The following is a 21,054-nucleotide window of genomic DNA, read 5'->3' as shown; positions in this document are numbered from 1 at the left end:
AATGTGAACGCTTTCACGAATCCCTCAACAAGGGAAGGGCCTACCGCCAGGTTGCCCGGCGTGGTCCTGTGGATTGAAGAGGGGTTCTGGTGATCTGTGGAGGCTGGTGTTGCGGGCCGTCCCGATCGCCAAGAAGAGACTCGCAAACCTCGGCGGCGGATACAACCCCTTCCGGAAAGTTTTTTTTGATTCTTCGGTGTCGACTAGGTCACAGCCGTACTTCCATGGGGTGGACCCTGGTCTAAACGTTCGAGTGAAAGGACTTTCGCCCCTTCTGCTCACACAATCACACGCAGTGCACGGCGTACGCCTGTGAACGTCACGCTGGTCCGCAGCCCCAGGTGGTCACCGTCCATCTGGAGGGGGAGCGGGACCTTCGAATGCAAGGTGAACTGGGTCAGATCGTGCAGGGAGGTCGCGTGCCGGCCCCGGGGTCCCCGCTCCGGGGACGAAGTGAGCAACTGGGTGCCATACCGGGCAACCGCGGCGGTCGACAGGCGGCTGAGGCCGAAGACGTCGAGCCCGGTATCGAACGAGGCCTTAGGTGACGCGTAGATCGGACGATTGCCGAGAAACGTCCAGGGGCAGGTGTTCGAGACTATGGACAGCACCAGATCGGTGACCGGATCCTCACCGGCCCGCTCCAGTGTGATCGTCCCGGTGCGGCGGTGCGGCTCGCCGATGAGCGCGCGCATCACCTGGCGGACGTAGAGGGCGTGCGTCGACTTCCTGCCGCGCTCGCGGTGCTGCTCCACGCGGCCGACGACACCGGCGTCGAAGCCCAGGCCGGCGTTGAAGGTGAACCAGCGGGAGGGCACGGCCTCGTCCTCCGTGCCCGGCGTCCCCGACGCCAGGCCCAGCCCGACGGTCCGCTCGCGGCCCTCGCGCAGCGCGTCCAGCAGGACGCCGGTGGCCTCCACCGCGTGGTTGGGCAGGCCGAGGGCGCGGGCGAAGACGTTGGTGGAGCCGCCGGGGACCACCGCGAGACCGGGCAGCTGCTCCGGGGCGGGACCGGCGTGCAGCAGGCCGTTGGCGACCTCGTTCACCGTGCCGTCGCCGCCGAGGGCGACCACCAGGTCGATGTCGTCGCTCTGCGCCGCCTGCCGGCCCAGGTCGCGCGCGTGGCCGCGGTACTCGGTGGTCACCGCTTCCAGCTTCATCTCGCTCGCGAGCGCGTGGATCAGCACGTCGCGCGTACGCGCACTCGTGGTGGTTGCCGCCGGATTGACCACGAGAAGTGCACGCATGGTCTGCAGGGTACCTACTGGGTGGTACCCCGGCCCAGGCCGAGGTGGAGATCGGTGCGGGCGCACGGTGCGCGCGGCGGCCCGGACGCGCCCCCGGGCTCCGGTGCGCCGAGGGCTACCCTTCAGGGGTGAGCAGTGAGCAGACCCCCACCCCCGAAGCCGCCGCAGAGGCGGGCCCCCGTCCCGGCCGGCTGACCGCCGCGGCCGCGCTGGCCGCACTGGAGGGGCTGGCACTCGTCGTCGGCGGCGCCTGGATGGTGGTGGGCGGCCTCACCGGCCACCCCGACGACCGGACGTCGGCCATCACCGGCGGCGTGACCCTGATCGTCCTCGCCCTGCTGCCGCTGCTCGCCGCCCGCGGTCTGATGGGCAGGCGGGGCTGGAGCAGGGGGCCGGCCGTCATCACCCAGATCATGGCGTTGCCGGTGGCCTACAACCTGCTGCAGGCCGACAGCGTGGCCATCCCGGCGGGCATCGTGCTCGGCGTCGTGGCCGTCACCGCGCTGGTGCTGCTCATCAACCCCACGACCACGCAGGCCCTCGGCATCAGGGGCCCCGGCAGAGCCGAGAAGTAGGCCCGCGCGCGACGACGCCCGGGCCCTGGACCGCGGTCCCCGCGCGCGTCGGTCGTCGCTCGTCGTCGCTACTCCTCGACCAGCAGCTTCTCCCGCAGCTGTGCCAGCGTGCGCGCCAGCAGCCGCGAGACGTGCATCTGCGAGATCCCGACCTCCTGCGCGATCTGCGACTGGGTCATGTTGCCGAAGAAGCGCAGCAGCAGGATCCGCTTCTCCCGGGGCGGCAGGTCCTCCAGCAGCGGCTTGAGCGACTCCCGGTACTCGACGCCCTCCAGCGCCTCGTCCTCGGCGCCCAGGGTGTCCGCGACCGCCGGGGACTCGTCGTCGGTGTCCGGGACGTCCAGGGACAGCGTGGAGTACGCGTTGGCCGACTCCAGGCCCTCCAGGACCTCCTCCTCCGAGATGGACAGCTTCTCGGCGAGTTCGTGCACCGTGGGGGAGCGGCCGTGCAGCTGCGAGAGTTCCGCGGTGGCCGTCGTCAGGGCCAGCCGCAGCTCCTGGAGCCGGCGCGGGACGCGCACCGCCCAGCCCTTGTCCCGGAAGTGGCGCTTGATCTCGCCGACGACCGTCGGTGTCGCGTACGTGGAGAACTCCACCCCGCGGTCCGGGTCGAAGCGGTCGACCGACTTGATCAGGCCGATGGTGGCGACCTGGGTGAGGTCGTCCAGGGGCTCGCCGCGGTTGCGGAAACGGCGTGCGAGGTGCTCGACGAGCGGCAGGTGCATCCGGACCAGCCGGTTGCGCAGCTCCGCGTACTCGGGGCTGTCCTTCTCCAGGGTGCGCAGCTCGGCGAAGAGGAGACGTGCCCCGCTGCGGTCCTGCGGGTCGTGCCGCGTGCCCTGCGTGCCCCGTGCGCCCGGCACGCCGTCCTCGGAGTGTCGCTCGTGCTCGCTCATCGTCCCGCCCGTCGCCCTTTCCCGAGCCCGCGCCTCCGCTCGGACGGGCCGGACGGGGCTCTCCCCGGTCCGCTGCCCGTCGCCCGGGACGACGGCCTCGGGGGAGGCCTCGTCCTGAGGATGCGGCCGGGCCTGCTCGGGGATGCCGTCGATGCCGTCCGCCATGCGTCGGGCCCCGTCCTCAGACTCAGAACGTGCGCCCTCGGCCGGCAGCTCCCGTGTGCCGCGCTCTTCGTCCCGCACCGGCCCGTCCCCGTTCCTCACGTCGGCCCGGGTCCCGCGCCGCGCTGTTTGTAGAGGCTGATCGAAACGGTTTTGTCCTCGTCCACGGCCGAGGAGACCTTGCCGGCCAGAGCGGACAGCACGGTCCAGGCGAAGGTGTCCCGCGAAGGGGCGTGGCCGTCCGTGGTCGGCGCCGAGACGGTGACCTCGAGCGAGTCGTCGACGAGGCGGAAGACACAGCTGAGCACCGAGCCGGGCACGGCCTGCTGAAGCAGGATCGCGCAGGCCTCGTCGACTGCGATGCGCAGGTCCTCGATCTCGTCGAGGGTGAAGTCCAAACGGGCTGCGAGGCCGGCCGTCGCCGTACGCAGCACCGACAGGTAGGCACCCGCGGCCGGCAGCCGGACTTCGACGAAGTCCTGGGTCGCGGGCTCGCCTGCGATCTGGGACACCCTCACCTCCAAGGTGGTACAAGCGTTACAGGATCGAGGGCCGCCCCTCGGGTAACGCGCTACGTGGTTCAGCGGTGACGTTATCGCGCTCCGAACTTTCCTGTCCCCGAGACCCCAACCCCTTGCTGTCACTCATAGTAAACACGTGAACACGCACAGTGGCTAGGGGTTCGGCGGGCCCAAATCGGAAGAGCGCGCGCCGGGTTGACGTACCCAGGCCTCAGACGGTCGAACCGTCCCCGGGACAGGTCACACGAGTACGTGATCGACGAAGCACCAGCGCCAGCTCTCACCGGGCTCGAAGGTGCGCATCACCGGGTGTCCGGTCTCCTTGTGGTGCGCCGTCGCGTGCCGCCTCGGCGAGGAGTCGCAGCAGCCGACGTGACCGCACACGAGACACAGCCTCAGCTGCACCGGATCCGTGCCCTCGGTCAGACACTCCGGGCAGGTCTCGGTGCGCGGCTCCGGTTCCGGGTGCGGCAGCGCGTCGGCGTGCGTGCACTGTTTCATGATTGCCAGGTTACGACGGGTGTGCGGATGACCGCGCGGAAAAAGAGGGCGGGCGAGGATCATGGACGTGATGCCGCTGCTGTTGTTGGTGGCGGGCAGTGCCGCGGTCGCCGCGGCGGGACGGCGGCTGCCGGTGCCGGCGCCGCTGCTGCTGGTCGCGGCGGGCCTGGCGGTGAGCTACGTCCCCGGGGTGCCCGACTACACCCTCGACCCGCACATCGTCCTGCCGCTGCTGCTGCCCCCGCTGCTCCACACGGCGGCCACCGACAGCTCCTACCTCGACCTGCGGGCGCAGGCGCGGCCGGTGGCGCTCCTGTCGGTGGGATACGTGCTCTTCGCGACCTTCGTCGTCGGCTGTGCCGCGTACCTGATCGTGCCGGGGCTGCCGCTGACCGCCGCCCTGGTGCTCGGCGCGGTGGTGGCGCCGCCGGACGCCGTCGCGGCCACGGCGGTGGCACGCCGGGTGGGGCTGCCGTCCCGGATCACCACGATCCTCCAGGGCGAGTCCCTCGTGAACGACGCCACCGCGATCACCGCCTTCAAGGTCGCCCTCGCGGCGGCGGTCGGCGAGGGCGCCACCTGGGCCGGCGGGATCGGCGAGTTCCTCATCGCGGCCGTCGGCGGCGTCGGCGTCGGTCTGGTGCTGATGGTGCCGCTCCACTGGCTGCGCACGCACATCAAGGAGGCGCTCCTGCAGAACACGCTCTCCCTGCTGATCCCGTTCGTCGCCTACGCGGTCGCCGAGCAGGTGCACGCGTCCGGGGTGCTCGCGGTGGTGGTCGTCGCGCTCTACCTCGGTCACCGCGCGTGGGAGGTCGATTTCGCCACCCGTCTCCAGGAGGAGGCCGTCTGGAAGATGGTGGCGTTCGTCCTGGAATCGGCCGTGTTCGCCCTGATCGGGCTCCAGCTGCCCGTCGTCCTCAAGGGACTCGGGGCCTACGAGGGCGCCGACGCCGCCTGGTACGCGCTGGCCGTCTTCCTGGTCGTCGCCGTGGCCCGGTTCGTGTGGGTGTACCCGGCGACCTACCTGCCGCGCCTGTCGGCACGCGTCCGCGCGCGCGAGGGGGACCTCTCCTGGAAGGGGCCGTTCGTGATCGGCTGGGCCGGGATGCGGGGCGTGGTCTCGCTGGCCATCGCCTTCTCCATCCCGCTCACCGTGCACGGCGGCGAGGCCTTCCCCGAGCGCAACCTCCTCCTCTTCCTCACCTTCACCACGGTCATCGGCACCCTGGTGGTCCAGGGCGTCAGCCTGCCTCCCCTGATCCGCCTGCTGAAGTTCCCCGCCCACGACGTGCAGGCCGAGACGCTCGCGGAGGCCAACGCCCAGGCGCAGGCGTCCCGCGCCGCCGAGCAGCGCCTCGACGACCTCCTCGCCGACGAGCGCAACGCCCTGCCGGGCCCGCTCGCCGAGCGCCTGCGCACGGTCCTGGAGCGCCGCCGCAATGCCGTGTGGGAACGGCTCGGGCAGGTCAACCCCGTCACCGGGGAGACCGTCGACGACACCTACCGGCGCTTGTCCCGGGAGATGATCAGCGCCGAGCGGGACGTCTTCGTCCGCCTGCGCGACGGCCGCTACATCGACGACGAGATGCTGCGGACCCTGCTGCGCCGACTGGACCTGGAGGAGGCCGCGGCGTTCCGGGAGACGACGTAGGGGGTGCCGTTCGGAGCCGACCTGGTTCGACAGGCGCCCCTGGGGCGACCCGGCGGCGGGGCCCGCGGGCTGCCCCGGCTCAGGGAAAGGGGCGCCCGGTGACGACCGCCGCAAGGGTCGTCCCGCGGCGGAAGGCGCCTTCCTCGGTCAGCACGAGCAGGGCGCGCAGCATCTTGGCGACGTAGAGGCGCTCCACGGGGAGGCCGTGGCGGCGCTCGAAGTCCTCGGCGAAGGAGTCGAGCTCGGCGGTGGTGCGCGCGTAGCCGCCGCAGTGGAAGCGGTCGTCGAGGCTCCACTCGCCGCGGGGCCCACCGAACGCGCGGTCCTGGAGCCGCCGTACGTCGTCGGCCAGGAAGCCGCCCTTGAGCACGGGTATCCCGAGTGTCCGCCGGCCCGGCGGGAGGCCCGCGGCCAGCCCGGCGAGCGTGCCGCCGGTGCCGCAGGCGACCGCGACCACGTCGGCGTGGCCGCCCAGCTCTTCGCCGAGGGCCCGGCACCCGCGGACGGCCGCCGCGTTGCTGCCGCCCTCGGGGACGACGACGGCGTCCTCGGCGTCCACCGCGCGCAGGAGGGCCGCCAGGGTCTCCGGCTCGGTCTTGCGGCGGTACGTCGCGCGGTCGACGAAGTGCAGCCGCATGCCGTCGGCCGCGCACCGGGCCAGGGAGGCGTTGAGCGGCCGGCCGGCCAGTTCCTGACCGCGCACCACGCCCACCGTGGCCAGTCCGAGCAGCCGGCCGGCGGCGGCCGTGGCACGCAGATGGTTGGAGTAGGCCCCGCCGAACGTGACGACCGTACGCCCGTGAGCCGTGGCGAGATTCGGCGCCAGTTTGCGCCATTTGTTGCCGATCAGCTCGGGGTGGATCAGGTCGTCCCGCTTCAGCAGCAGCCGGACACCGTGCCGCTCGAACCGCCCGTCCACGACCTCCCGCAAGGGGGAGGGCAGGCGAGGGTCCAGGGTGGTGAGGTCGCGGGTGTCGGTGCCGGTCACCCCGCCATTGTCACGCCGCCGCGCGCGACGGGCACGTCACTTCAGCCGGTCCCGGATCCGCCCGCGCATCGACGCCATCGTGAACCCTCGCGGATCCACCTTCCCCGGCTGCCACTCCAGGTGGCCGATGACGGATCGTTCATTCCACCCGTGGTGGCGGCAGACCGCGGCGGCGGCCCGCTCGATGGCCTCCAGCTGCGCCGCCGGCCAGGGGTCGTCACCGTCGCCGAGGTTCTCGCACTCGAAGCCGTAGAAGTGCCGGTTGCCGTCGGTGTTCGCCTCGTTGTCCCGGGGCAGCGCCTTCTCCGCGATCACGGCGCGCAGGACCTCGTCGTCGCCGAGCCCGGCGTGGTTGGCCCGGCCGTAGCCGACCAGGTGCACTCTGCCGTCCTTGGTGATGACCCCGTGGCACAGCGGTCCCGGCAGCCCTTCGTACCCCTTGCGGCAGATGTCCACCGTCCGCGCGCTGCCCTTGGTGACCGTGTGGTGGATCATCACGCCGTGCACGGGGCCCCAGGGTCCCTTGTGGTTGCGGTTGTGGTCCCGCCAGTCGCCGACCTGGACGACGGTGAGGCCCTCGGCCTTCAGGGCCTTGAGGAAACTGCTCGCGGACATGGGTGAGGCCACGGCCGACTCCTTCACGCTCCGCGACGACCGCCCGACGCGTTCGCCTCGTACGGTGCTTGTACCGAAACTCGGCGCTCCCTAGTACTCGTTCGGTGCGTGTGCGAGCCGATTCGGACAATCGCTCCCCGTCCGACGGCGTTGAACAGCCCGTACGACACGCCGAGATGGTGAGCGAGGCGCTATCTCTGCCCCGGTCGCCATTGATCCATTCCCGCTCTTTCGGGTAATAGCACCAACACGTTCCGTGAGGAAGGCTGGTGCCTGCACATCGATGCCGGGCGCAGTCGCCCGGCATGACCGGGAGGGCAATACCTTATGTCGGTAGGCGAAGAGGTCCGCACCGAGCAGACCAGGCCGCAGCAGAGCCTCGGCACGGCGGCCGCGCGGAACCTGGCCACCACGACCAAGTCCGTTCCTCAGATGCAGGAGATCAGCTCCCGCTGGCTGCTGCGCACGCTGCCCTGGGTGGACATCCAGGGCGGTACGTACCGGGTGAACCGGCGTCTGACCTTCGCCGTGGGCGACGGCCGGGTGACGTTCGTGAAGACCGGCGACCGTGTCGAGGTCGTCCCCGCCGAGCTGGCCGAGCTGCCGGCCCTGCGCTCGTTCGAGGACGAGGAAGTGTTCGCGGAACTCGCGCAGCGCTGCGAGCAGCGGGAGTTCGGGCCCGGCGAGGTCATCGCCTCGTTCGGCGGTCAGGCGGACGAGGTCTTCCTCCTGGCGCACGGCAAGGTGGAGAAGGTCGGCACCGGCCCCTACGGCGACGACGCGGTGCTCGGCGTCCTCGCCGACGGCGCCTACTTCGGTGACGAGGCGCTGCTCGACGCGGACGCCATCTGGGAGTACACCGCCCGTACGGTCACCGCCTGCACGGTGCTGGTCCTGCCCCGCCAGGAGGTGGAGCAGGTCGCGGAGCGCGCGGAGTCCCTGCGTACGCACCTGGAGGAGCAGCGCTCCCTTCCCGAGCAGCGCACCAACAGGCACGGCGAGAAGGCGATCGACCTGTCCGCCGGGCACAGCGGCGAGCCGGACATCCCGCACACCTTCGTCGACTACGAGGCCCGGCCCCGTGAGTACGAGCTGAGCGTGGCCCAGACCGTGCTGCGCATCCACTCACGCGTGGCCGACCTCTACAACAAGCCGATGAACCAGACGGAGCAGCAGATCCGCCTGACCGTCGAGGCGCTGAAGGAGCGCCAGGAGCACGAACTCATCAACAACCGCGAGTTCGGCCTGCTGCACAACTGCGAGTACGACCAGCGCCTCCAGCCGCACGACGGCGTGCCCGGCCCCGACGACCTGGACGAGCTGCTGAGCCGCCGGCGGGGTACCAAGCTGCTGCTCGCCCACCCCCGCGCGATCGCCGCGATCGGCCGTGAGCTCAACAGGCGCGGTCTGGTCCCCGAGACGATCGACATCGCCGGCAACCGCATCCCGACCTGGCGCGGTGTGCCGATCTACCCGTGCAACAAGATCCCGGTCACCGAGGCCCGTACGACATCGATCATCGCGATGCGTACCGGCGAGCAGGACCAGGGTGTCATCGGTCTGCGGGCCACCGGCATCCCGGACGAGATCGAGCCGAGTCTGTCCGTGCGCTTCATGGGCATCAATGAGCAGGCCATCATCAAGTACCTGGTCACGGCCTACTACTCGGCCGCGGTCCTCGTGCCGGACGCGCTCGGCGTTCTGGAGAACGTCGAGATCGGCCGCTGGCAGTGACGCCTGTCTCCCGAACGCCGTGTCCCCGCCCTTCGGGGCGGGTACACCCCGGGGGTACGGAGAAGGGGCCTGAGGGGGAGGTGAGTCCATGACCGAGGCTCAGTGCGGCGCCACGGGGGCGCACCCTCCCACCGGGACGCTGGAAAGGCACGGGGCCATCGGCGCGCAGCGGGACGGGGAGCCGGGGGCGTCGTCCGGCGGGCGGGGGCCGGAGGTCTCCGAGGGGCACGAGGCGGTGGCGCTCCTGCGGGAGTCCAGGGCGTCGGTCGACCCCGAACTGCGCGCCTCCCTCGCCTCGTTGCCCTCCTCGATGCGCCGGATCGCGCTCTACCACTTCGGCTGGCAGCACGCGGACGGGACTCCTGCTGAGGGCAACGCGGGCAAGGCGATCCGCCCCGCGCTCGTCCTCGCCTCGGCCGCCGCGCTCGGCGGCCCCGGGGCCCGGGCGGCCGCGGTGCGGGCCGCGGCCGCGGTGGAACTGGTCCACAACTTCACGTTGCTGCACGACGACGTGATGGACCGGGACGCCACCAGACGCCACCGGCCGACCGCGTGGACCGTGTTCGGCGAGGCCGACGCGATCCTCGCGGGGGACGCCCTCCAGGCGCTGGCCCTGCGGCTGCTCGCCGCCGACCCGCACCCGGCGTCCGCGGCGGCGGCGACCCGGCTCGCGGACTGCGTCATGGAGTTGTGCGAGGGCCAGCACGCGGACACGGCGATGGAGGGGCGCGCGCCGGACGAGGTGACGCTCGAGGAGACGCTCGCCATGGCCGAGGCCAAGACGGGCGCCCTGCTGGGGTGTGCCTGCGCCCTGGGCGCGCTCTACGCCGGCGCCGCCGACGAGGAGGTCGAGGCACTGGACGCCTTCGGTCGCCAGGCCGGGCTGGCCTTCCAGTTCATCGACGACGTCATCGGCATATGGGGCGACCCGCGCCACACCGGCAAGCCGGCCGGTGCCGACCTGGCCGCCCGCAAGAAATCGCTGCCGGTGGTGGCCGCCCTCACCTCCGGCACGGCGGCCGCCGCGGAACTCGCCGGTCTGTACGCGGCACCGTACGAGGAGGGCAAGGAGGACCTGGAGCACACCGCGCTGGTCGTGGAGCGGGCGGGCGGCCGGGACTGGGCGCAGGCCCAGGCGGCCGACCGGATGGCGCTGGCCATGCAGGAACTGGCCCGCGCCGTACCCGAACCGGAGGCGGCGGGCGGACTGCTCGCGCTGGCCGAGTTCGTGACCCGGCGCAGTACCTGACCGTCCCGGCGGCCCGGCGACGACCGGACCGCCGGGACGCTGATCCCGACCCCGGAGCCCGTGCAGGGCCGTACGGACCTGACCGACGTACGGCCGCACCGCCGAGGGCTCCGGTCCGGCGGGCCCCGCACTTCCCCACGGTGTGCGGGGCCCGCCCTTTGTGCGCAGGGAGGCCAGGGGCCGCCCCCGCCTTGCCGCCGCGTCGGCGGATAGGCTCAACCGCCGTACAGGCAAGCGTGGTTGAGTCGGAAGGACGGGCGGGGCATGGGTGTGGCGATCCGGACGGCGGGGGAGGGCGACCGGGAGCTGGTCGTCCGGCTGCTGGACGAGGCGTTCCAGGACGACCCGGTGAGCGGCTGGGTCTTTCCCGGTGAGGAGTACCGCCGGCGGACCCACCACCGGCTGATGGCGGCCTTCACGGACGTGGTGCTCGCCGACGGGCGTATCGACCTCACCGAGGACGGTGCGGCCTGCGCGCTGTGGCTGTCCGTACCGGCTCAGGAGCAGGCCGGCGACGACTCCGACGACGTCCCCGCCCAGGTGCGCGAGGCGGTCGACCCGGAGAACGAGCGCGTCGAGCTGGTGGCCCGGCTGACCGAAGGCATCCATCCCACCGGACGGGCCCACGAGTACCTGTGGATGATCGGCGTGACGCCCGCTCGGCAGGGGGAGGGCCTCGGTACCGCGCTCGTCGGGTCGGTCCTCGACCGCTGCGACCGCGAGGGCCTGCCCGCCTATCTGGAGGCGAGCAGCGGGCGCAGCCGGGAGCTGTACGAGCGCCTCGGTTTCGCGTTCACCGGGCAGGCCCTCGATCTGCCGGACGGCCCCCGCATGTGGCCGATGTGGCGCGAGCCCCGCACGACGCCCACCGTCTGACCGCGCCGGTGGCGCCGCCCACGGCAGCGCCCGCACGCGGCCCTCGAGACCATGAAGGAGGGCGTCACCAGCCCTTACGCCCATCTGCGCGAGTACGTAGCCTCGCGCACGCTCACCGAGTCGCCCGACCCCAACGTCGAGATCATCCTCGGCATCCACCTGTGCGGCGGGGCGGCGGTCGCCGGGTCTCCGAGTTCGTCCAGCGGTCGGTGCGGAGCTTCGGCAACGGCGTCGTGGTGCGGACGTACGACGGGAAGCGCTGAGCCGTCGTCCGCTCTACCCTGGGGTCATGGACAGCGACACGTACGCCTGTCCCGTATGCGGACAGCCAGTCGAAACGGTGGTCCGGCGGCACAAGACGCTGGGCGCGTGGGTCCCCACCTGGGTGCCCGGCCCGTGCCGCGACCCGCGGTGCGCGGCATGCCCGGAGCAGAGCGCCCCGGGTGACGCGCCCGGAGCGCGGACCCGCACCTCGGCGCCCTCCCGCGAGACGGTCACCGAGAACCCCTGAGGAACCCTGAACACGGAGACCTCCGAAGCGCCGCAGCTCCCCGGACGGGGACGCCGAAGGGGCCCGGCCGGGTGACGGCCGGGCCCCTTCGGGTGACCCTGCGGCCCGCGATGGTGCACCGATCGCCGGCCCGAGGTGGTGCTGACCGGACGTCAGGCCTTCTTGGTCTCCCAGAAGATCTTGTCGATCTGGGCGATGTAGTCCAGGGCCTTCTGGCCGGTCGCCGGGTCGGTCGAGCCCTTGGCGGCCGACAGGGCCTTCAGGGTGTCGTTGACCAGCTGGTGCAGCTCCGGGTACTTCTCGAAGTGCGGGGGCTTGAAGTAGTCGCTCCACAGCACGGACACGTGGTGCTTCGCGAGCTCGGCGCGCTGCTCCTTGATGACCGTGGCGCGGGCCTGGAAGTGCGGGTCGTCGTTGCCGGCCATCTTTTCCTGGACGGCCTTGACCGACTCCGCCTCGATGCGGGCCTGGGCAGGGTCGTACACGCCGCAGGGCAGGTCGCAGTGGGCGCTGACCGTGACCTTGGGGGCAAACAGGCGGGAAAGCATGAAGCGTTCCTTCCTCGTGATCGTCTTCTCAGGGGGGACATTACTCCCTGGGAGGACCGTTTTCGCGAGTGCCCCCGGGGGCTTAGGACAAAAGTCCGGGGTGAGACTGAGACTGGTGGAGGAAAGACCGGGGAGGTGCCGGGTGATGCCGGAGCAGATGTCGCAGGAGACCGAACGGGCGAGAAGGACCCTGCCCTTCGGGCCGGCCGAGGTGACCGGGCCGTCGATGGTGCCCACGCTGCACCACGGGGACGTGCTCCTGGTGCACTGGGGGGCCAGGGTCAGGCCCGGGGACGTGGTCGTGCTGCGGCATCCCTTCCAGCAGGACCTGCTCGTGGTCAAGCGGGCCGCCGAGCGGCGCGGGGCCGGCTGGTGGGTGCTCGGGGACAACGCCTTCGCCGGCGGCGACAGCACAGACTACGGGGTCGTTCCCGAGGAACTCGTGCTCGGGCGGGTGCGGATGCGGTACCGGCCCCCGAAGCCGGGTCAGCGCTCGCCGTTCGCCGTGGCCCGCTGGGTGCTGTCCGCGGTCAGGCCGGTGCCGGCCGACCGGTCCGCCTCCAGGCGTTTGCGGGCGCGGTAGGCCGCCACGTTGGCACGGGTGGCGCAGCGGTCGGAGCAGTAGCGGCGGGAGCGGTTGGTCGAGGTGTCCAGGTAGGCGTTGCGGCAGGGAGCCGCCTCGCACAGGCCCAGGCGGTCCACGCCGTACTCGGTGAGGTGGAAGGCCAGGCCCATCGCCGCGATGGCGGCGAAACCGGCGGTCGCGTTGGACGGGTGGTCCGCCAGGTGCATGTGCCACAGAGGGCTGCCGTCGTCGTCGCGGTGGTCGTGGCCGGAGATCTGCGGGCTCACCGGGAACTCCAGGAGGAGCGAGTTCAGCAGGTCCACGGCGAGGGTCTCGTCGCCGCCGTCGGCCGCCTCGAAGACCGCGCGCAACCGCCCCCGGACCGACCGGAACCGGGTCACGTCCGCGTCCGTCGCCCGCCGGGCCGCCGACTGGTTGGCGCCGAAAAGCTCACGGACGGCCTCCACCGAGGTGAGGGAGTCCTGCCCCCGGGCCGGTTCCTCGGTGTTGACGAGACGTACGGCGTAATCCGAGTAATAGGCCAGTTCCACTTGTAGTCCTTACGAAGGGGCTCTATGGTCGTGCCTGCGGTCAGGTAACAGCTGATCGTGCTTCCAGGGTATTACGTCACGCATGATGGAGGGGCTCGATGACGGACGCGGACACCACCACGGCCACCCCGGTCACCACCGCCACCACGCCCGCCGCCGACTGGCAGGCCTGGCAGGAGAGCTGGGACCGGCAGCAGGAGTGGTACATGCCCGACCGGGAGGAACGCTTCCGGACCATGCTGGACATGGTCGAGGCGCTGGTCGGACCCGCGCCCCGGGTGCTCGACCTCGCCTGCGGCACCGGGTCCATCACCGCCCGGCTGCTCGCCCGGTTCCCCGAGGCCACCAGCACCGGCGTGGACCTCGACCCGGCGCTCCTCGCCATCGCCGAGGGCACCTTCGCGGGCGACGAACGGGTCTCCCTGGTCACCGCCGACCTCAAGGACCCCGACTGGACGGCGAAGCTGCCGTACGACTCCTACGACGCCGTCCTGACCGCCACGGCCCTGCACTGGTTGCACGCCGAACCCCTCGCGGCCCTCTACGGTCAGGTCGCGGCGCTGGTCCGCGACGGTGGTGTCTTCATGAACGCGGACCACATGATCGACGACACGACGCCCCGGATCAACGCGGCGGAGCGCGCGCAGCGGCACGCGCAGATGGAGACCGCCAAGCGCGACGGCGCGCTCGACTGGGCCGAGTGGTGGCAGCTCGCCGCCAAGGACCCCGTCCTGGCCGAACCCACCGCCCGCCGCTTCGAGATCTACGGCGAGCACGCCGACGGCGACACGCCCTCGGCGGCGTGGCACGCGCGTGCGCTGCGCGAGAAGGGCTTCGGTGAGGCGCGGCCGGTGTGGTGCTCGCCGTCGGACACGCTGCTGCTGGCGCTCAAGTAGGCGGGAGCGACGCGGAGGGGGCGGTACGGATCTCCGTACCGCCCCCTCCGCGCTGCCGTGCGGCCGGGTCAGAGGACCTTGGACAGGAACGCCTTCGTGCGCTCGTGCTGCGGGTCCGTCAGGACGTCGCGCGGGTTGCCCGACTCGACGACCACGCCGTCGTCCATGAAGACCAGGCTGTCGCCGACCTCGCGGGCGAAGCCCATCTCGTGGGTGACGACGACCATCGTCATGCCGGACTCGGCGAGGTCGCGCATGACGTCGAGGACGTCACCGACCAGCTCCGGGTCCAGGGCCGAGGTCGGCTCGTCGAACAGCATCAGCTTCGGGTCCATCGCCAGCGCCCGGGCGATGGCGACGCGCTGCTGCTGGCCGCCGGAGAGCTGCGAGGGGTAGTTGCCGGCCCGGTCGGCCAGGCCCACGCGGTCCAGCAGCGCGCGGGCGCGCTCCCTGGCCTGGGCCCTGCTCACGCCCTTGACCTGGACGGGCGCCTCCATGATGTTCTCCAGCGCCGTCATGTGCGGGAACAGGTTGAAGCGCTGGAAGACCATGCCGATGTCCCGGCGCTTGACCGCGACCTCGCTGTCCTTCAGCTCGTAGAGCTTGTCCCCCTTCTGGCGGTAGCCGACCAGCTCGCCGTCGACGTACAGCCGTCCGGCGTTGATCTTCTCGAGGTGGTTGATACACCTGAGGAAGGTGGACTTGCCGGAGCCGGAGGGGCCGATGAGGCAGAACACCTCGCCCTGCTTCACCTCCAGGTCGATGCCCTTGAGGACCTCGATGGCGCCGAAGGACTTGTGGACGCCCTCGGCCTTGACCATGGCGGTCATGCGGCACCTCCCGTCGGCTTGGAGCGGCTGGACAGGGACAGCACGTTCGCCTTGATCTTCTGGAGCGGGGTGGGCGGCAGCGACCGGCTCGACCCGCGCGCGTAGTACCGCTCCAGGTAGTACTGGCCCACGCTGAAGACCGAGGTCAGCAGCAGGTACCAGGCGGCGGCCAGGAAGAGCATCTCGGCCGGGGCGCCGGAGGTCTGGCCGATGTCCTGGGCCACGCGGAACAACTCGGAGTACTGGACGACCGACACCAGGGAGGTCGTCTTCAGCATGTTGATGACCTCGTTGCCCGTCGGCGGCACGATCACGCGCATCGCCTGCGGGACCACGATCCGGCGCAGCGTCTTGGTGTGGCTCATGCCGAGCGCGTGCGCCGCCTCGGTCTGGCCCTCGTCGACCGCGAGCAGACCGGCGCGGCAGATCTCCGCCATGTACGCGGCCTCGTTGAGACCGAGGCCGAGCAGCGCCGTCAGGAACGGCGTCATGAAGTCCGACCACTCGTCGCGGTAGAACGGGCCGAGGTTGATGTACTCGAAGACCAGGCCCAGGTTGAACCAGACGACCAGCTGCACCAGGACCGGCGTGCCGCGGAAGAACCAGATGTAGAACCACGCGATGGACGAGGTCACCGGGTTCTTCGACAGCCGCATCACGGCGAGCGTGATGCCGCCGACGATGCCGATGAGCATGGCCAGGACGGTGATCAGGAGCGTCTTGCCCATGCCGGACAGGATGCGGTCGTCGAAGAAGTAGTCCGGGATCGCACCCCAGTTGATCTTGCCCTGGGAGAAGGCGTAGACGACCGCCGCCAGCAGGGCGATCGCGACGGCGGCGGAGACGTACCGCCCGTAGTGCCGGACCGGGATGGCCTTGATGGCCTCCGGTCCGGCCGGCGGGGTGCCGGCCGGGCCGCCCGCCGTCTTGTCGATGTCAACAGTCACGGATGTTGCCTTTCAGTGCCCGCCGCGCGGTCACTTGCCGCCGTTGATGGTGGCTTCCGTGACGGCGCCTTCCGCCACGCCCCACTTGTCCATGATCTTCTTGTACTCGCCGTTGGCGATGACCGCGTCCAGCGCCGCCTTCAGGGCGTCGCGCAGCTGCGTGTTGTCCTTGGCGACGGCGATGCCGTACGGCGCGGCCTCGACCTGCTCGCCGACGAGCTGGAAGTCGTTGCCGCCGCCGGAGGTCTTCACCGCGTACGCGGCGACCGGGAAGTCGGACGAACCGGCGTCGGCGCCGCCCGCGCGCAGGCGGGTCTGGGCCTGCTGGTCGTTGTCGAAGGCCTCCATGGAGATCTTCTTGCCGGCCGGGCACTTCTCGTTCTCGGCCTTGGCGAGGTCCTCCGAGACCGTGCCGCGCTGGAGCACGAGCTTCTTGCCGCACAGGTCGGACCAGGTCTTGATGCCCTGGTCGTCACCCTTCTTGGTGTAGATCGAGACACCGGCGGTGAAGTAGTCCACGAAGTCGACGCCCTGGCCGACCTTCTTGCCGGTGTCGGAGTCGATGCCCTCCTGGCGGTCCTTCGTGTCGGTCATGGCGGACATCGCGATGTCGTAGCGCTTGGAGCGCAGACCGGTGATCAGGGTGTCGAAGGTGCCGTTCTCGAACTCGAACTTCACGCCGAGCTGCTTGCCCATGGCGTCGGCGAGGTCGGGGTCGATGCCGACGGTCTTGCCGGACTTGTCCTTGAACTCGACCGGGGCGTAGGCGATGTCGGAGCCGACCTTGACGACGCCCTTGTCACGGATCGACTGGGGCAGCTTGTCGGCCAGCGGGGCGCCCGCCGCGGACTGGGAGTCGCTGCCGGAGTCGCTGTTCTCGGTCTGGTCGCCGCATCCGGTGAGCAGCAGAGCGCCTGCGACCGCGATCGCACCGACCGCTGCTAGCCGGGAGTGCGCGGCGGTCGTACGACGGGTGGAGCTTGCGGTCATGGTGGTTCCTCCGGCGGAAGATGGAGTTGCCGATGGGACGGGACGCCGGCCGGAGGACCGACCGGCGCTGTGGGTCGACGAGAGCACACGCCTTCGAGTGTCGCGACCTCGTGTGATTACGGCATCTTGCCATTCGGACTCCGCCGTTCAGGGGGGATGCGATGTCAAAATCGGATAACGGGTGACCCCCCGAACCGGACCAGGTCGGTACATCACGACCGAACCTTTACGGGAATCGGTCCTTCCGGCCGAAAGATCTTCGGCATTCCCCGTTGCGCGAGCGCGGTTCGCCGGTGCGTACGGCTGCTGGAAGGCTCTTCTCCGGGCCTGTCAAGGGATGTCGGGAAGTTGTCCGGATCCCTCGCTATGAGCCATGTCACCGGCATGCGGTGTTCGAGGTCCGACATGTGAGCTTGCGCTTATCCGACTCGTCGCGGGGGGTGTCCGTCGGGTAAGAAGGTGCTTTACACCCCTCATCAGGGACTCAGGGCGCGTGTGCGGCGCGCCCGTCGCGCAGGGGCCCGTGTGGCCCAGACAGCCATCTCCCTGTGCGGTGCCCGCCCATTCCTCACCAGGAGTGGACAAACCCTCAAACCAAGAACTCTTAAGGGGTAAGACAAAGTGGCAGCGGAGATCGTCAATCCTCGCAGCGACAGCGACGCCAATGCGGAGCAGGAGGCGGGCGCGGAGCCCCTCGACTCCTTCGATCCGGCGTTCGCGCTGCACCGCGGCGGCAAGATGGCCGTGCAGGCCACCGTGCCCGTCCGTGACAAGGACGACCTGTCCCTGGCGTACACGCCCGGCGTCGCGAAAGTGTGCAGCGCGATCGCCGAGCAGCCCGACCTGGTGCACGACTACACCTGGAAGTCGTCGGTCGTGGCGGTCGTGACGGACGGTACGGCGGTTCTGGGACTCGGGGACATCGGCCCCGAGGCCTCCCTTCCGGTGATGGAGGGGAAGGCGATCCTTTTCAAACAGTTCGGCGGTGTGGACGCGGTCCCGATCGCGCTCGACTGCACGGACGCCGACGAGATCGTCGAGACCGTGGTCCGGCTCGCGCCCTCGTTCGGCGGAGTGAACCTGGAGGACATCTCGGCGCCGCGGTGCTTCGAGATCGAGCGCAAGCTCCAGGAGCGCCTGGACATCCCGATCTTCCACGACGACCAGCACGGCACGGCGGTCGTGACGCTGGCGGCGCTGCGGAACGCGGCGCGGCTGAGCGGGCGGACGCTGGGCGAGCTGCGGGCGGTGATCTCGGGCGCGGGCGCGGCCGGTGTCGCCATCGCCAAGATGCTGGTGGAGGCCGGCATCGGCGACGTGGCGGTGGCCGACCGCAAGGGCGTCGTCTCGGCGGACCGGGACGACCTGACGCCGGTCAAGCGGGAGCTGGCCTCCTTCACCAACAAGGCCGGACTGTCCGGCTCGCTGGAGGCGGCCCTCGCGGGCGCCGACGTCTTCATCGGCGTCTCCGGCGGTACGGTGCCGGAGCCGGCGGTCGCCTCGATGGCGAAGGGTGCCTTCGTCTTCGCGATGGCCAACCCGAACCCCGAGGTGCACCCGGAGGTCGCCCACAAGTACGCGGCGGTCGTCGCGACGGGGCGGTCGGACTTCCCGAACCAGATCAACAACGTGCTGGCGTTCCCGGGCATCTTCGCGGGCGCGCTCCAGGTGCGGGCCTCCCGGATCACCGAGGGCATGAAGCTCGCGGCGGCCGAGGCGCTGGCCTCCGTGGTGGGTGACGACCTCGCCGCGGACTACGTCATCCCGTCCCCGTTCGACGAGCGGGTCGCGCCGGCGGTCACGGCGGCGGTGGCGGCGGCGGCCCGTGCGGAGGGTGTCGCGCGCCGGTGACGGTGTGACGCGCGGTTGTGTGAACGGCCCTGTCCGGGTGGACGGGGCCGTTTGCTGTCCCGGGGGGGCGAGCCGGAGTGCTGGGTGCGGGTGCGGGTGCGGGTGCGGGTGCTGGGGGGGTTGCGCAGCCCGGCGGTGCGGGGTGCCGCTGCGCCCACCCGTGCCGCCCCAGCGGCACGACTGCCCGCAGCTAGCGCGGCACGGCTGCCCGCAGCTAGCGCGGCACGGCTGCCCGCAGCTAGCGCGGCACGGCTGCCCGCAGTTCGTGCGGCGCGGGTGGGCGCAGCTTGCGCGGCACGGTTGCCTGCAGTTCGTGCGGCACGGGTGGGCGCAGCTTGTGCGGCACGGTTGCTCGCAGCTCGCGTGGCTCGGGGGTGCAAGAGGGTGTGTGTCACACGGCGTCGTGGTTCCGGTCGGCGGGCGGGGAACCTATCGTCAAGGTCATGTTCGCTGTCTACGCCGCCCGAATCGACCGCGACCAGCCGCTGACCGGCCTGGAGTCGGGAGAGCGCCCCGCTCCCGAGGCCCGCCCCGGCTGGAGCGTCGTCGACGTCAGGGCCGCCTCCCTCAACCATCACGACCTGTGGTCCCTGCGCGGCGTCGGCCTCCCCGAGGACCGGCTGCCGATGATCCTCGGCTGTGACGCCGCCGGGATCGACGAGGACGGCAACGAGGTCGTCCTGCACTCCGTGATCGGCCAGACCGGCCACGGGGTCGGCCCCGAGGAGCCCCGCTCCATCCTCACGGAGCGCTACCAGGGGACCTTCGCCGAGCGGGTCGCCGTGCCGACCTGGAACATCCTGCCCAAGCCCAGGGAACTCTCCTTCGCGGAGGCCGCCTGTCTGCCGACCGCCTGGCTGACCGCGTACCGGATGCTGTTCACCAACGCCGGGGTGCGGCCCGGCGACTCGGTGCTGGTGCAGGGGGCCGGCGGCGGGGTGGCGACGGCCGCGATCGTGCTCGGCAAGGCCGCGGGGCTGCGGGTCTTCGCCACCAGCCGGGACGAGGCCAAGCGGAAGCGGGCCCTCGAACTGGGCGCCGTGGAAGCCGTCGAGACGGGCGCGCGGCTGCCGCAGCGGGTGGACGCCGTCATCGAGACCGTGGGCGCCGCCACCTGGTCCCACTCGGTGAAGTCGCTCAGGCCGGGCGGCACGCTCGTCATCTCCGGCGCCACGAGCGGCGACCGGCCCTCCCATGCAGAACTGACCCGGATCTTCTTCCTGGAGCTGAAGGTCGTCGGCTCCACGATGGGCACCAAGGACGAACTGGAGGACCTGCTGTCCTTCTGCGCCGCCACGGGTGTACGTCCCGTCATCGACGAGGTGCTTCCCCTGGACCGGGCCCGTGAGGGCTTCGAGCGGATGGCCTCCGGGGAGCAGTTCGGCAAGATCGTGCTCAGTACTTCCTGACGCGTTCGCCGCGCCTCCCGCACCCCGGAGGGTGTCAACCAGTGTTGACACCCTCCGGGGTGTCAATCTATGTTGACGGCATGAGTGAAGCAACCGATCTCGCCGCACGCGCGGGTGATCGCGATCCCCGGGTCGGGCTGCGGGCCGTCGCCGCATTGCGCAGGCTGCTGGAGCAGTTGGAGGCGGTGCAGGTGCGCGGCGCGCGCAATCAGGGATGGTCGTGGCAGGAGATCGCCACGGAGCTCGGGGTCAGCAGGCAGGCCGTGCACAAGAAGTACGGGAGGCATTGATGTTCGAGCGGTTCACGAAGGATGCCCGGGCCGTGGTGCAGGGCGCGGTCGAGTACGCCGAGGAGGCGGCGGCGCAGACCGTCGACGCCGAGCACCTGCTGCTCGCGCTGCTGGACCGCGAGGGCAGCCGTGCCTCCTTCGCGCTGGCGGCGCTCGGGGTCGGCGGGCGCGGGGATTCGGTACGGGAGGGTCTGGCGGAGGCCCGGCGCCGGGCCGGCCTGTCGCAGGCCGAGGCCGACGCCCTCGCCGGGCTGGGGATCGACGTCTCCGAGGTCGTCGCCCGGGTGGAGGAGGCGCACGGCGTCGGCGCGATGTCCGGCGACCGGAAGGACAGGCGCTGGTGGTCCGGACACCGCAGCTTCAGCCGGGGTGCCAAGGAGGTGCTGGAGAAGGCGCTGCGGGTCGCCGTCGCCCGGCGTGACCGGCACATCGGGGACGAGCACATCCTGCTCGCCCTGACCGTGCGCCCCGGTGTGCCCGCCGAGGTGCTCGCCGACCACGGCGTGACCCACGAGGCGCTGACCAGGGTGCTGGGCGGCGGGGCGGGGGAGGTCTGCGCCTGACCCGAGGGGAGTGGGCGGACTCAGGGGAGTGGGCGGACCCGGCCCCTCGGGCGGACGGGTGCCCCGAACCGCCCCCGGTGAGGCT

Annotated in this window: 23 protein-coding genes and 1 pseudogene; 13 read left to right on the top strand and 11 right to left on the bottom strand. The window is 71.2% G+C overall.

Features of this window, described 5'->3' with window-relative positions; genetic code table 11:
- Positions 1-278: 278 nt before the first annotated feature.
- Positions 279-1,247, bottom strand: a complete 969-nt coding sequence (locus ACFIF2_RS16185) for a diacylglycerol/lipid kinase family protein (RefSeq protein WP_395573334.1) — start codon at positions 1,245-1,247, stop codon at positions 279-281.
- A 128-nt stretch (positions 1,248-1,375) separates the two neighbouring features.
- Between ACFIF2_RS16185 and ACFIF2_RS16180 the strand changes: the two genes are divergently transcribed.
- The gene (locus ACFIF2_RS16180) at positions 1,376-1,822 is read left to right on the top strand and encodes a hypothetical protein (protein WP_395573333.1); all 447 of its coding nucleotides are present in this window, start codon (positions 1,376-1,378) and stop codon (positions 1,820-1,822) included.
- Between the two features lie 68 nt (positions 1,823-1,890).
- Here the strand turns inward: ACFIF2_RS16180 and ACFIF2_RS16175 are convergent, their stop codons facing one another.
- The 3 genes from ACFIF2_RS16175 to ACFIF2_RS16165 all read right to left on the bottom strand — a co-directional run bounded on the left by ACFIF2_RS16175 (position 1,891) and on the right by ACFIF2_RS16165 (position 3,902).
- Entirely contained in the window at positions 1,891-2,961 is a 1,071-nt protein-coding gene (locus ACFIF2_RS16175; RefSeq protein WP_395573332.1) for an RNA polymerase sigma factor SigF, read from the bottom strand.
- Positions 2,962-2,978: 17 nt separating this feature from the next.
- On the bottom strand, positions 2,979-3,392 hold the full coding sequence (locus ACFIF2_RS16170) for an anti-sigma regulatory factor (protein WP_003973726.1): 414 nt from the start codon (positions 3,390-3,392) through the stop codon (positions 2,979-2,981).
- A 249-nt stretch (positions 3,393-3,641) separates the two neighbouring features.
- Positions 3,642-3,902: a UBP-type zinc finger domain-containing protein gene (locus ACFIF2_RS16165; RefSeq protein WP_395573331.1), complete on the bottom strand. Its 261-nt coding sequence runs from the start codon at positions 3,900-3,902 to the stop codon at positions 3,642-3,644.
- A gap of 61 nt (positions 3,903-3,963) precedes the next feature.
- Between ACFIF2_RS16165 and ACFIF2_RS16160 the strand changes: the two genes are divergently transcribed.
- Positions 3,964-5,556 (top strand): Na+/H+ antiporter, encoded by a 1,593-nt coding sequence (locus ACFIF2_RS16160; protein ID WP_395573330.1) that lies wholly within the window; start codon positions 3,964-3,966, stop codon positions 5,554-5,556.
- Between the two features lie 79 nt (positions 5,557-5,635).
- Here the strand turns inward: ACFIF2_RS16160 and ACFIF2_RS16155 are convergent, their stop codons facing one another.
- Together ACFIF2_RS16155 and ACFIF2_RS16150 are read right to left on the bottom strand one after the other, a co-directional pair.
- Entirely contained in the window at positions 5,636-6,544 is a 909-nt protein-coding gene (locus ACFIF2_RS16155; protein ID WP_395573329.1) for a 1-aminocyclopropane-1-carboxylate deaminase/D-cysteine desulfhydrase, read from the bottom strand.
- A 36-nt stretch (positions 6,545-6,580) separates the two neighbouring features.
- Positions 6,581-7,159 (bottom strand): N-acetylmuramoyl-L-alanine amidase, encoded by a 579-nt coding sequence (locus ACFIF2_RS16150; protein ID WP_395573386.1) that lies wholly within the window; start codon positions 7,157-7,159, stop codon positions 6,581-6,583.
- 327 nt (positions 7,160-7,486) lie between these two features.
- Between ACFIF2_RS16150 and ACFIF2_RS16145 the strand changes: the two genes are divergently transcribed.
- The 5 genes and pseudogenes from ACFIF2_RS16145 (at position 7,487) to ACFIF2_RS16125 (ending at position 11,529) form a co-directional block, all read left to right on the top strand.
- Entirely contained in the window at positions 7,487-8,893 is a 1,407-nt protein-coding gene (locus tag ACFIF2_RS16145) for a family 2B encapsulin nanocompartment shell protein (RefSeq protein ID WP_395573328.1), read from the top strand.
- An 88-nt stretch (positions 8,894-8,981) separates the two neighbouring features.
- A complete protein-coding gene (locus ACFIF2_RS16140; RefSeq protein ID WP_395573327.1) occupies positions 8,982-10,142 on the top strand; it encodes a family 2 encapsulin nanocompartment cargo protein polyprenyl transferase in 1,161 nt (386 codons plus the stop codon).
- Between the two features lie 264 nt (positions 10,143-10,406).
- Positions 10,407-11,018 carry a GNAT family N-acetyltransferase gene (locus ACFIF2_RS16135; RefSeq protein ID WP_395573326.1) on the top strand — a complete coding sequence of 204 codons (612 nt, stop codon included), beginning with the start codon at positions 10,407-10,409 and terminating at the stop codon, positions 11,016-11,018.
- Positions 11,019-11,069: 51 nt separating this feature from the next.
- Positions 11,070-11,281: pseudogene (locus tag ACFIF2_RS16130) on the top strand (dihydrofolate reductase); the annotation flags it as partial.
- 26 nt (positions 11,282-11,307) lie between these two features.
- Positions 11,308-11,529 (top strand): hypothetical protein, encoded by a 222-nt coding sequence (locus ACFIF2_RS16125; RefSeq protein ID WP_395573325.1) that lies wholly within the window; start codon positions 11,308-11,310, stop codon positions 11,527-11,529.
- A gap of 152 nt (positions 11,530-11,681) precedes the next feature.
- Here the strand turns inward: ACFIF2_RS16125 and sodN are convergent, their stop codons facing one another.
- Positions 11,682-12,077: a superoxide dismutase, Ni gene (gene sodN / locus ACFIF2_RS16120; protein WP_064729779.1), complete on the bottom strand. Its 396-nt coding sequence runs from the start codon at positions 12,075-12,077 to the stop codon at positions 11,682-11,684.
- A 145-nt stretch (positions 12,078-12,222) separates the two neighbouring features.
- Here sodN and sodX point away from each other — a divergent pair, with 145 nt between their 5' ends.
- Positions 12,223-12,660 carry a nickel-type superoxide dismutase maturation protease gene (sodX, locus tag ACFIF2_RS16115; protein ID WP_395573324.1) on the top strand — a complete coding sequence of 146 codons (438 nt, stop codon included), beginning with the start codon at positions 12,223-12,225 and terminating at the stop codon, positions 12,658-12,660.
- On the opposite strand, the gene ACFIF2_RS16110 is transcribed toward sodX, so the two are convergent.
- A complete protein-coding gene (locus ACFIF2_RS16110) occupies positions 12,564-13,193 on the bottom strand; it encodes a CGNR zinc finger domain-containing protein (protein WP_395573323.1) in 630 nt (209 codons plus the stop codon). The genes sodX and ACFIF2_RS16110 overlap by 97 nt on opposite strands.
- Before the next feature lie 98 nt (positions 13,194-13,291).
- On the opposite strand from ACFIF2_RS16110, the gene ACFIF2_RS16105 reads away from it, so the two are divergent.
- A complete protein-coding gene (locus tag ACFIF2_RS16105) occupies positions 13,292-14,089 on the top strand; it encodes a class I SAM-dependent methyltransferase (RefSeq protein WP_395573322.1) in 798 nt (265 codons plus the stop codon).
- A 68-nt stretch (positions 14,090-14,157) separates the two neighbouring features.
- Here ACFIF2_RS16105 and ACFIF2_RS16100 read toward each other — a convergent pair whose 3' ends face one another.
- Genes ACFIF2_RS16100 through ACFIF2_RS16090 form a run of 3 tightly spaced genes read right to left on the bottom strand, consistent with a single transcriptional unit; the run spans position 14,158 to position 16,856 of the window.
- On the bottom strand, positions 14,158-14,919 hold the full coding sequence (locus ACFIF2_RS16100; protein WP_395573321.1) for an amino acid ABC transporter ATP-binding protein: 762 nt from the start codon (positions 14,917-14,919) through the stop codon (positions 14,158-14,160).
- Positions 14,916-15,866, bottom strand: coding sequence for an amino acid ABC transporter permease (locus ACFIF2_RS16095; RefSeq protein ID WP_395573320.1), 951 nt, complete (start codon positions 15,864-15,866; stop codon positions 14,916-14,918). Before ACFIF2_RS16095 ends, ACFIF2_RS16100 begins: the two co-directional genes overlap by 4 nt.
- A gap of 30 nt (positions 15,867-15,896) precedes the next feature.
- Positions 15,897-16,856, bottom strand: a complete 960-nt coding sequence (locus ACFIF2_RS16090; protein ID WP_395573319.1) for an ABC transporter substrate-binding protein — start codon at positions 16,854-16,856, stop codon at positions 15,897-15,899.
- Positions 16,857-17,477: 621 nt separating this feature from the next.
- Here ACFIF2_RS16090 and ACFIF2_RS16085 point away from each other — a divergent pair.
- The 4 genes from ACFIF2_RS16085 (at position 17,478) to ACFIF2_RS16070 (ending at position 20,969) form a co-directional block, all read left to right on the top strand.
- The gene (locus tag ACFIF2_RS16085; protein WP_395573318.1) at positions 17,478-18,707 is read left to right on the top strand and encodes an NADP-dependent malic enzyme; all 1,230 of its coding nucleotides are present in this window, start codon (positions 17,478-17,480) and stop codon (positions 18,705-18,707) included.
- 443 nt (positions 18,708-19,150) lie between these two features.
- The gene (locus tag ACFIF2_RS16080) at positions 19,151-20,116 is read left to right on the top strand and encodes a zinc-binding dehydrogenase (RefSeq protein WP_395573317.1); all 966 of its coding nucleotides are present in this window, start codon (positions 19,151-19,153) and stop codon (positions 20,114-20,116) included.
- Positions 20,117-20,196: 80 nt separating this feature from the next.
- On the top strand, positions 20,197-20,406 hold the full coding sequence (locus tag ACFIF2_RS16075; RefSeq protein ID WP_043383227.1) for an HTH domain-containing protein: 210 nt from the start codon (positions 20,197-20,199) through the stop codon (positions 20,404-20,406).
- Positions 20,406-20,969 carry a Clp protease N-terminal domain-containing protein gene (locus tag ACFIF2_RS16070; RefSeq protein WP_395573316.1) on the top strand — a complete coding sequence of 188 codons (564 nt, stop codon included), beginning with the start codon at positions 20,406-20,408 and terminating at the stop codon, positions 20,967-20,969. The genes ACFIF2_RS16075 and ACFIF2_RS16070 overlap by 1 nt, the downstream gene beginning before the upstream one ends.
- Positions 20,970-21,054: the final 85 nt, after the last annotated feature.

Origin of the sequence: Streptomyces sp. BK79 (genome assembly GCF_044142145.1) — a bacterium.
Lineage (GTDB): Bacteria > Actinomycetota > Actinomycetes > Streptomycetales > Streptomycetaceae > Streptomyces.
Note: the sequence above shows the minus strand (reverse complement) of the source record. Positions and strands in the feature narration are given on the sequence as shown.

Coding starts and splice junctions, on each gene's coding strand:
- ACFIF2_RS16185 (WP_395573334.1), bottom strand. CDS start 1,247: ATGCGTGCACTTCTCGTGGTCAATCCGGCGGCAACCACCACGAGTGCG.
- ACFIF2_RS16165 (WP_395573331.1), bottom strand. CDS start 3,902: ATGAAACAGTGCACGCACGCCGACGCGCTGCCGCACCCGGAACCGGAG.
- ACFIF2_RS16160 (WP_395573330.1), top strand. CDS start 3,964: ATGGACGTGATGCCGCTGCTGTTGTTGGTGGCGGGCAGTGCCGCGGTC.
- ACFIF2_RS16150 (WP_395573386.1), bottom strand. CDS start 7,159: ATGTCCGCGAGCAGTTTCCTCAAGGCCCTGAAGGCCGAGGGCCTCACC.
- ACFIF2_RS16145 (WP_395573328.1), top strand. CDS start 7,487: ATGTCGGTAGGCGAAGAGGTCCGCACCGAGCAGACCAGGCCGCAGCAG.
- ACFIF2_RS16140 (WP_395573327.1), top strand. CDS start 8,982: ATGACCGAGGCTCAGTGCGGCGCCACGGGGGCGCACCCTCCCACCGGG.
- ACFIF2_RS16135 (WP_395573326.1), top strand. CDS start 10,407: ATGGGTGTGGCGATCCGGACGGCGGGGGAGGGCGACCGGGAGCTGGTC.
- ACFIF2_RS16125 (WP_395573325.1), top strand. CDS start 11,308: ATGGACAGCGACACGTACGCCTGTCCCGTATGCGGACAGCCAGTCGAA.
- sodN (WP_064729779.1), bottom strand. CDS start 12,077: ATGCTTTCCCGCCTGTTTGCCCCCAAGGTCACGGTCAGCGCCCACTGC.
- sodX (WP_395573324.1), top strand. CDS start 12,223: ATGCCGGAGCAGATGTCGCAGGAGACCGAACGGGCGAGAAGGACCCTG.
- ACFIF2_RS16105 (WP_395573322.1), top strand. CDS start 13,292: ATGACGGACGCGGACACCACCACGGCCACCCCGGTCACCACCGCCACC.
- ACFIF2_RS16100 (WP_395573321.1), bottom strand. CDS start 14,919: ATGACCGCCATGGTCAAGGCCGAGGGCGTCCACAAGTCCTTCGGCGCC.
- ACFIF2_RS16090 (WP_395573319.1), bottom strand. CDS start 16,856: ATGACCGCAAGCTCCACCCGTCGTACGACCGCCGCGCACTCCCGGCTA.
- ACFIF2_RS16080 (WP_395573317.1), top strand. CDS start 19,151: ATGTTCGCTGTCTACGCCGCCCGAATCGACCGCGACCAGCCGCTGACC.
- ACFIF2_RS16075 (WP_043383227.1), top strand. CDS start 20,197: ATGAGTGAAGCAACCGATCTCGCCGCACGCGCGGGTGATCGCGATCCC.
- ACFIF2_RS16070 (WP_395573316.1), top strand. CDS start 20,406: ATGTTCGAGCGGTTCACGAAGGATGCCCGGGCCGTGGTGCAGGGCGCG.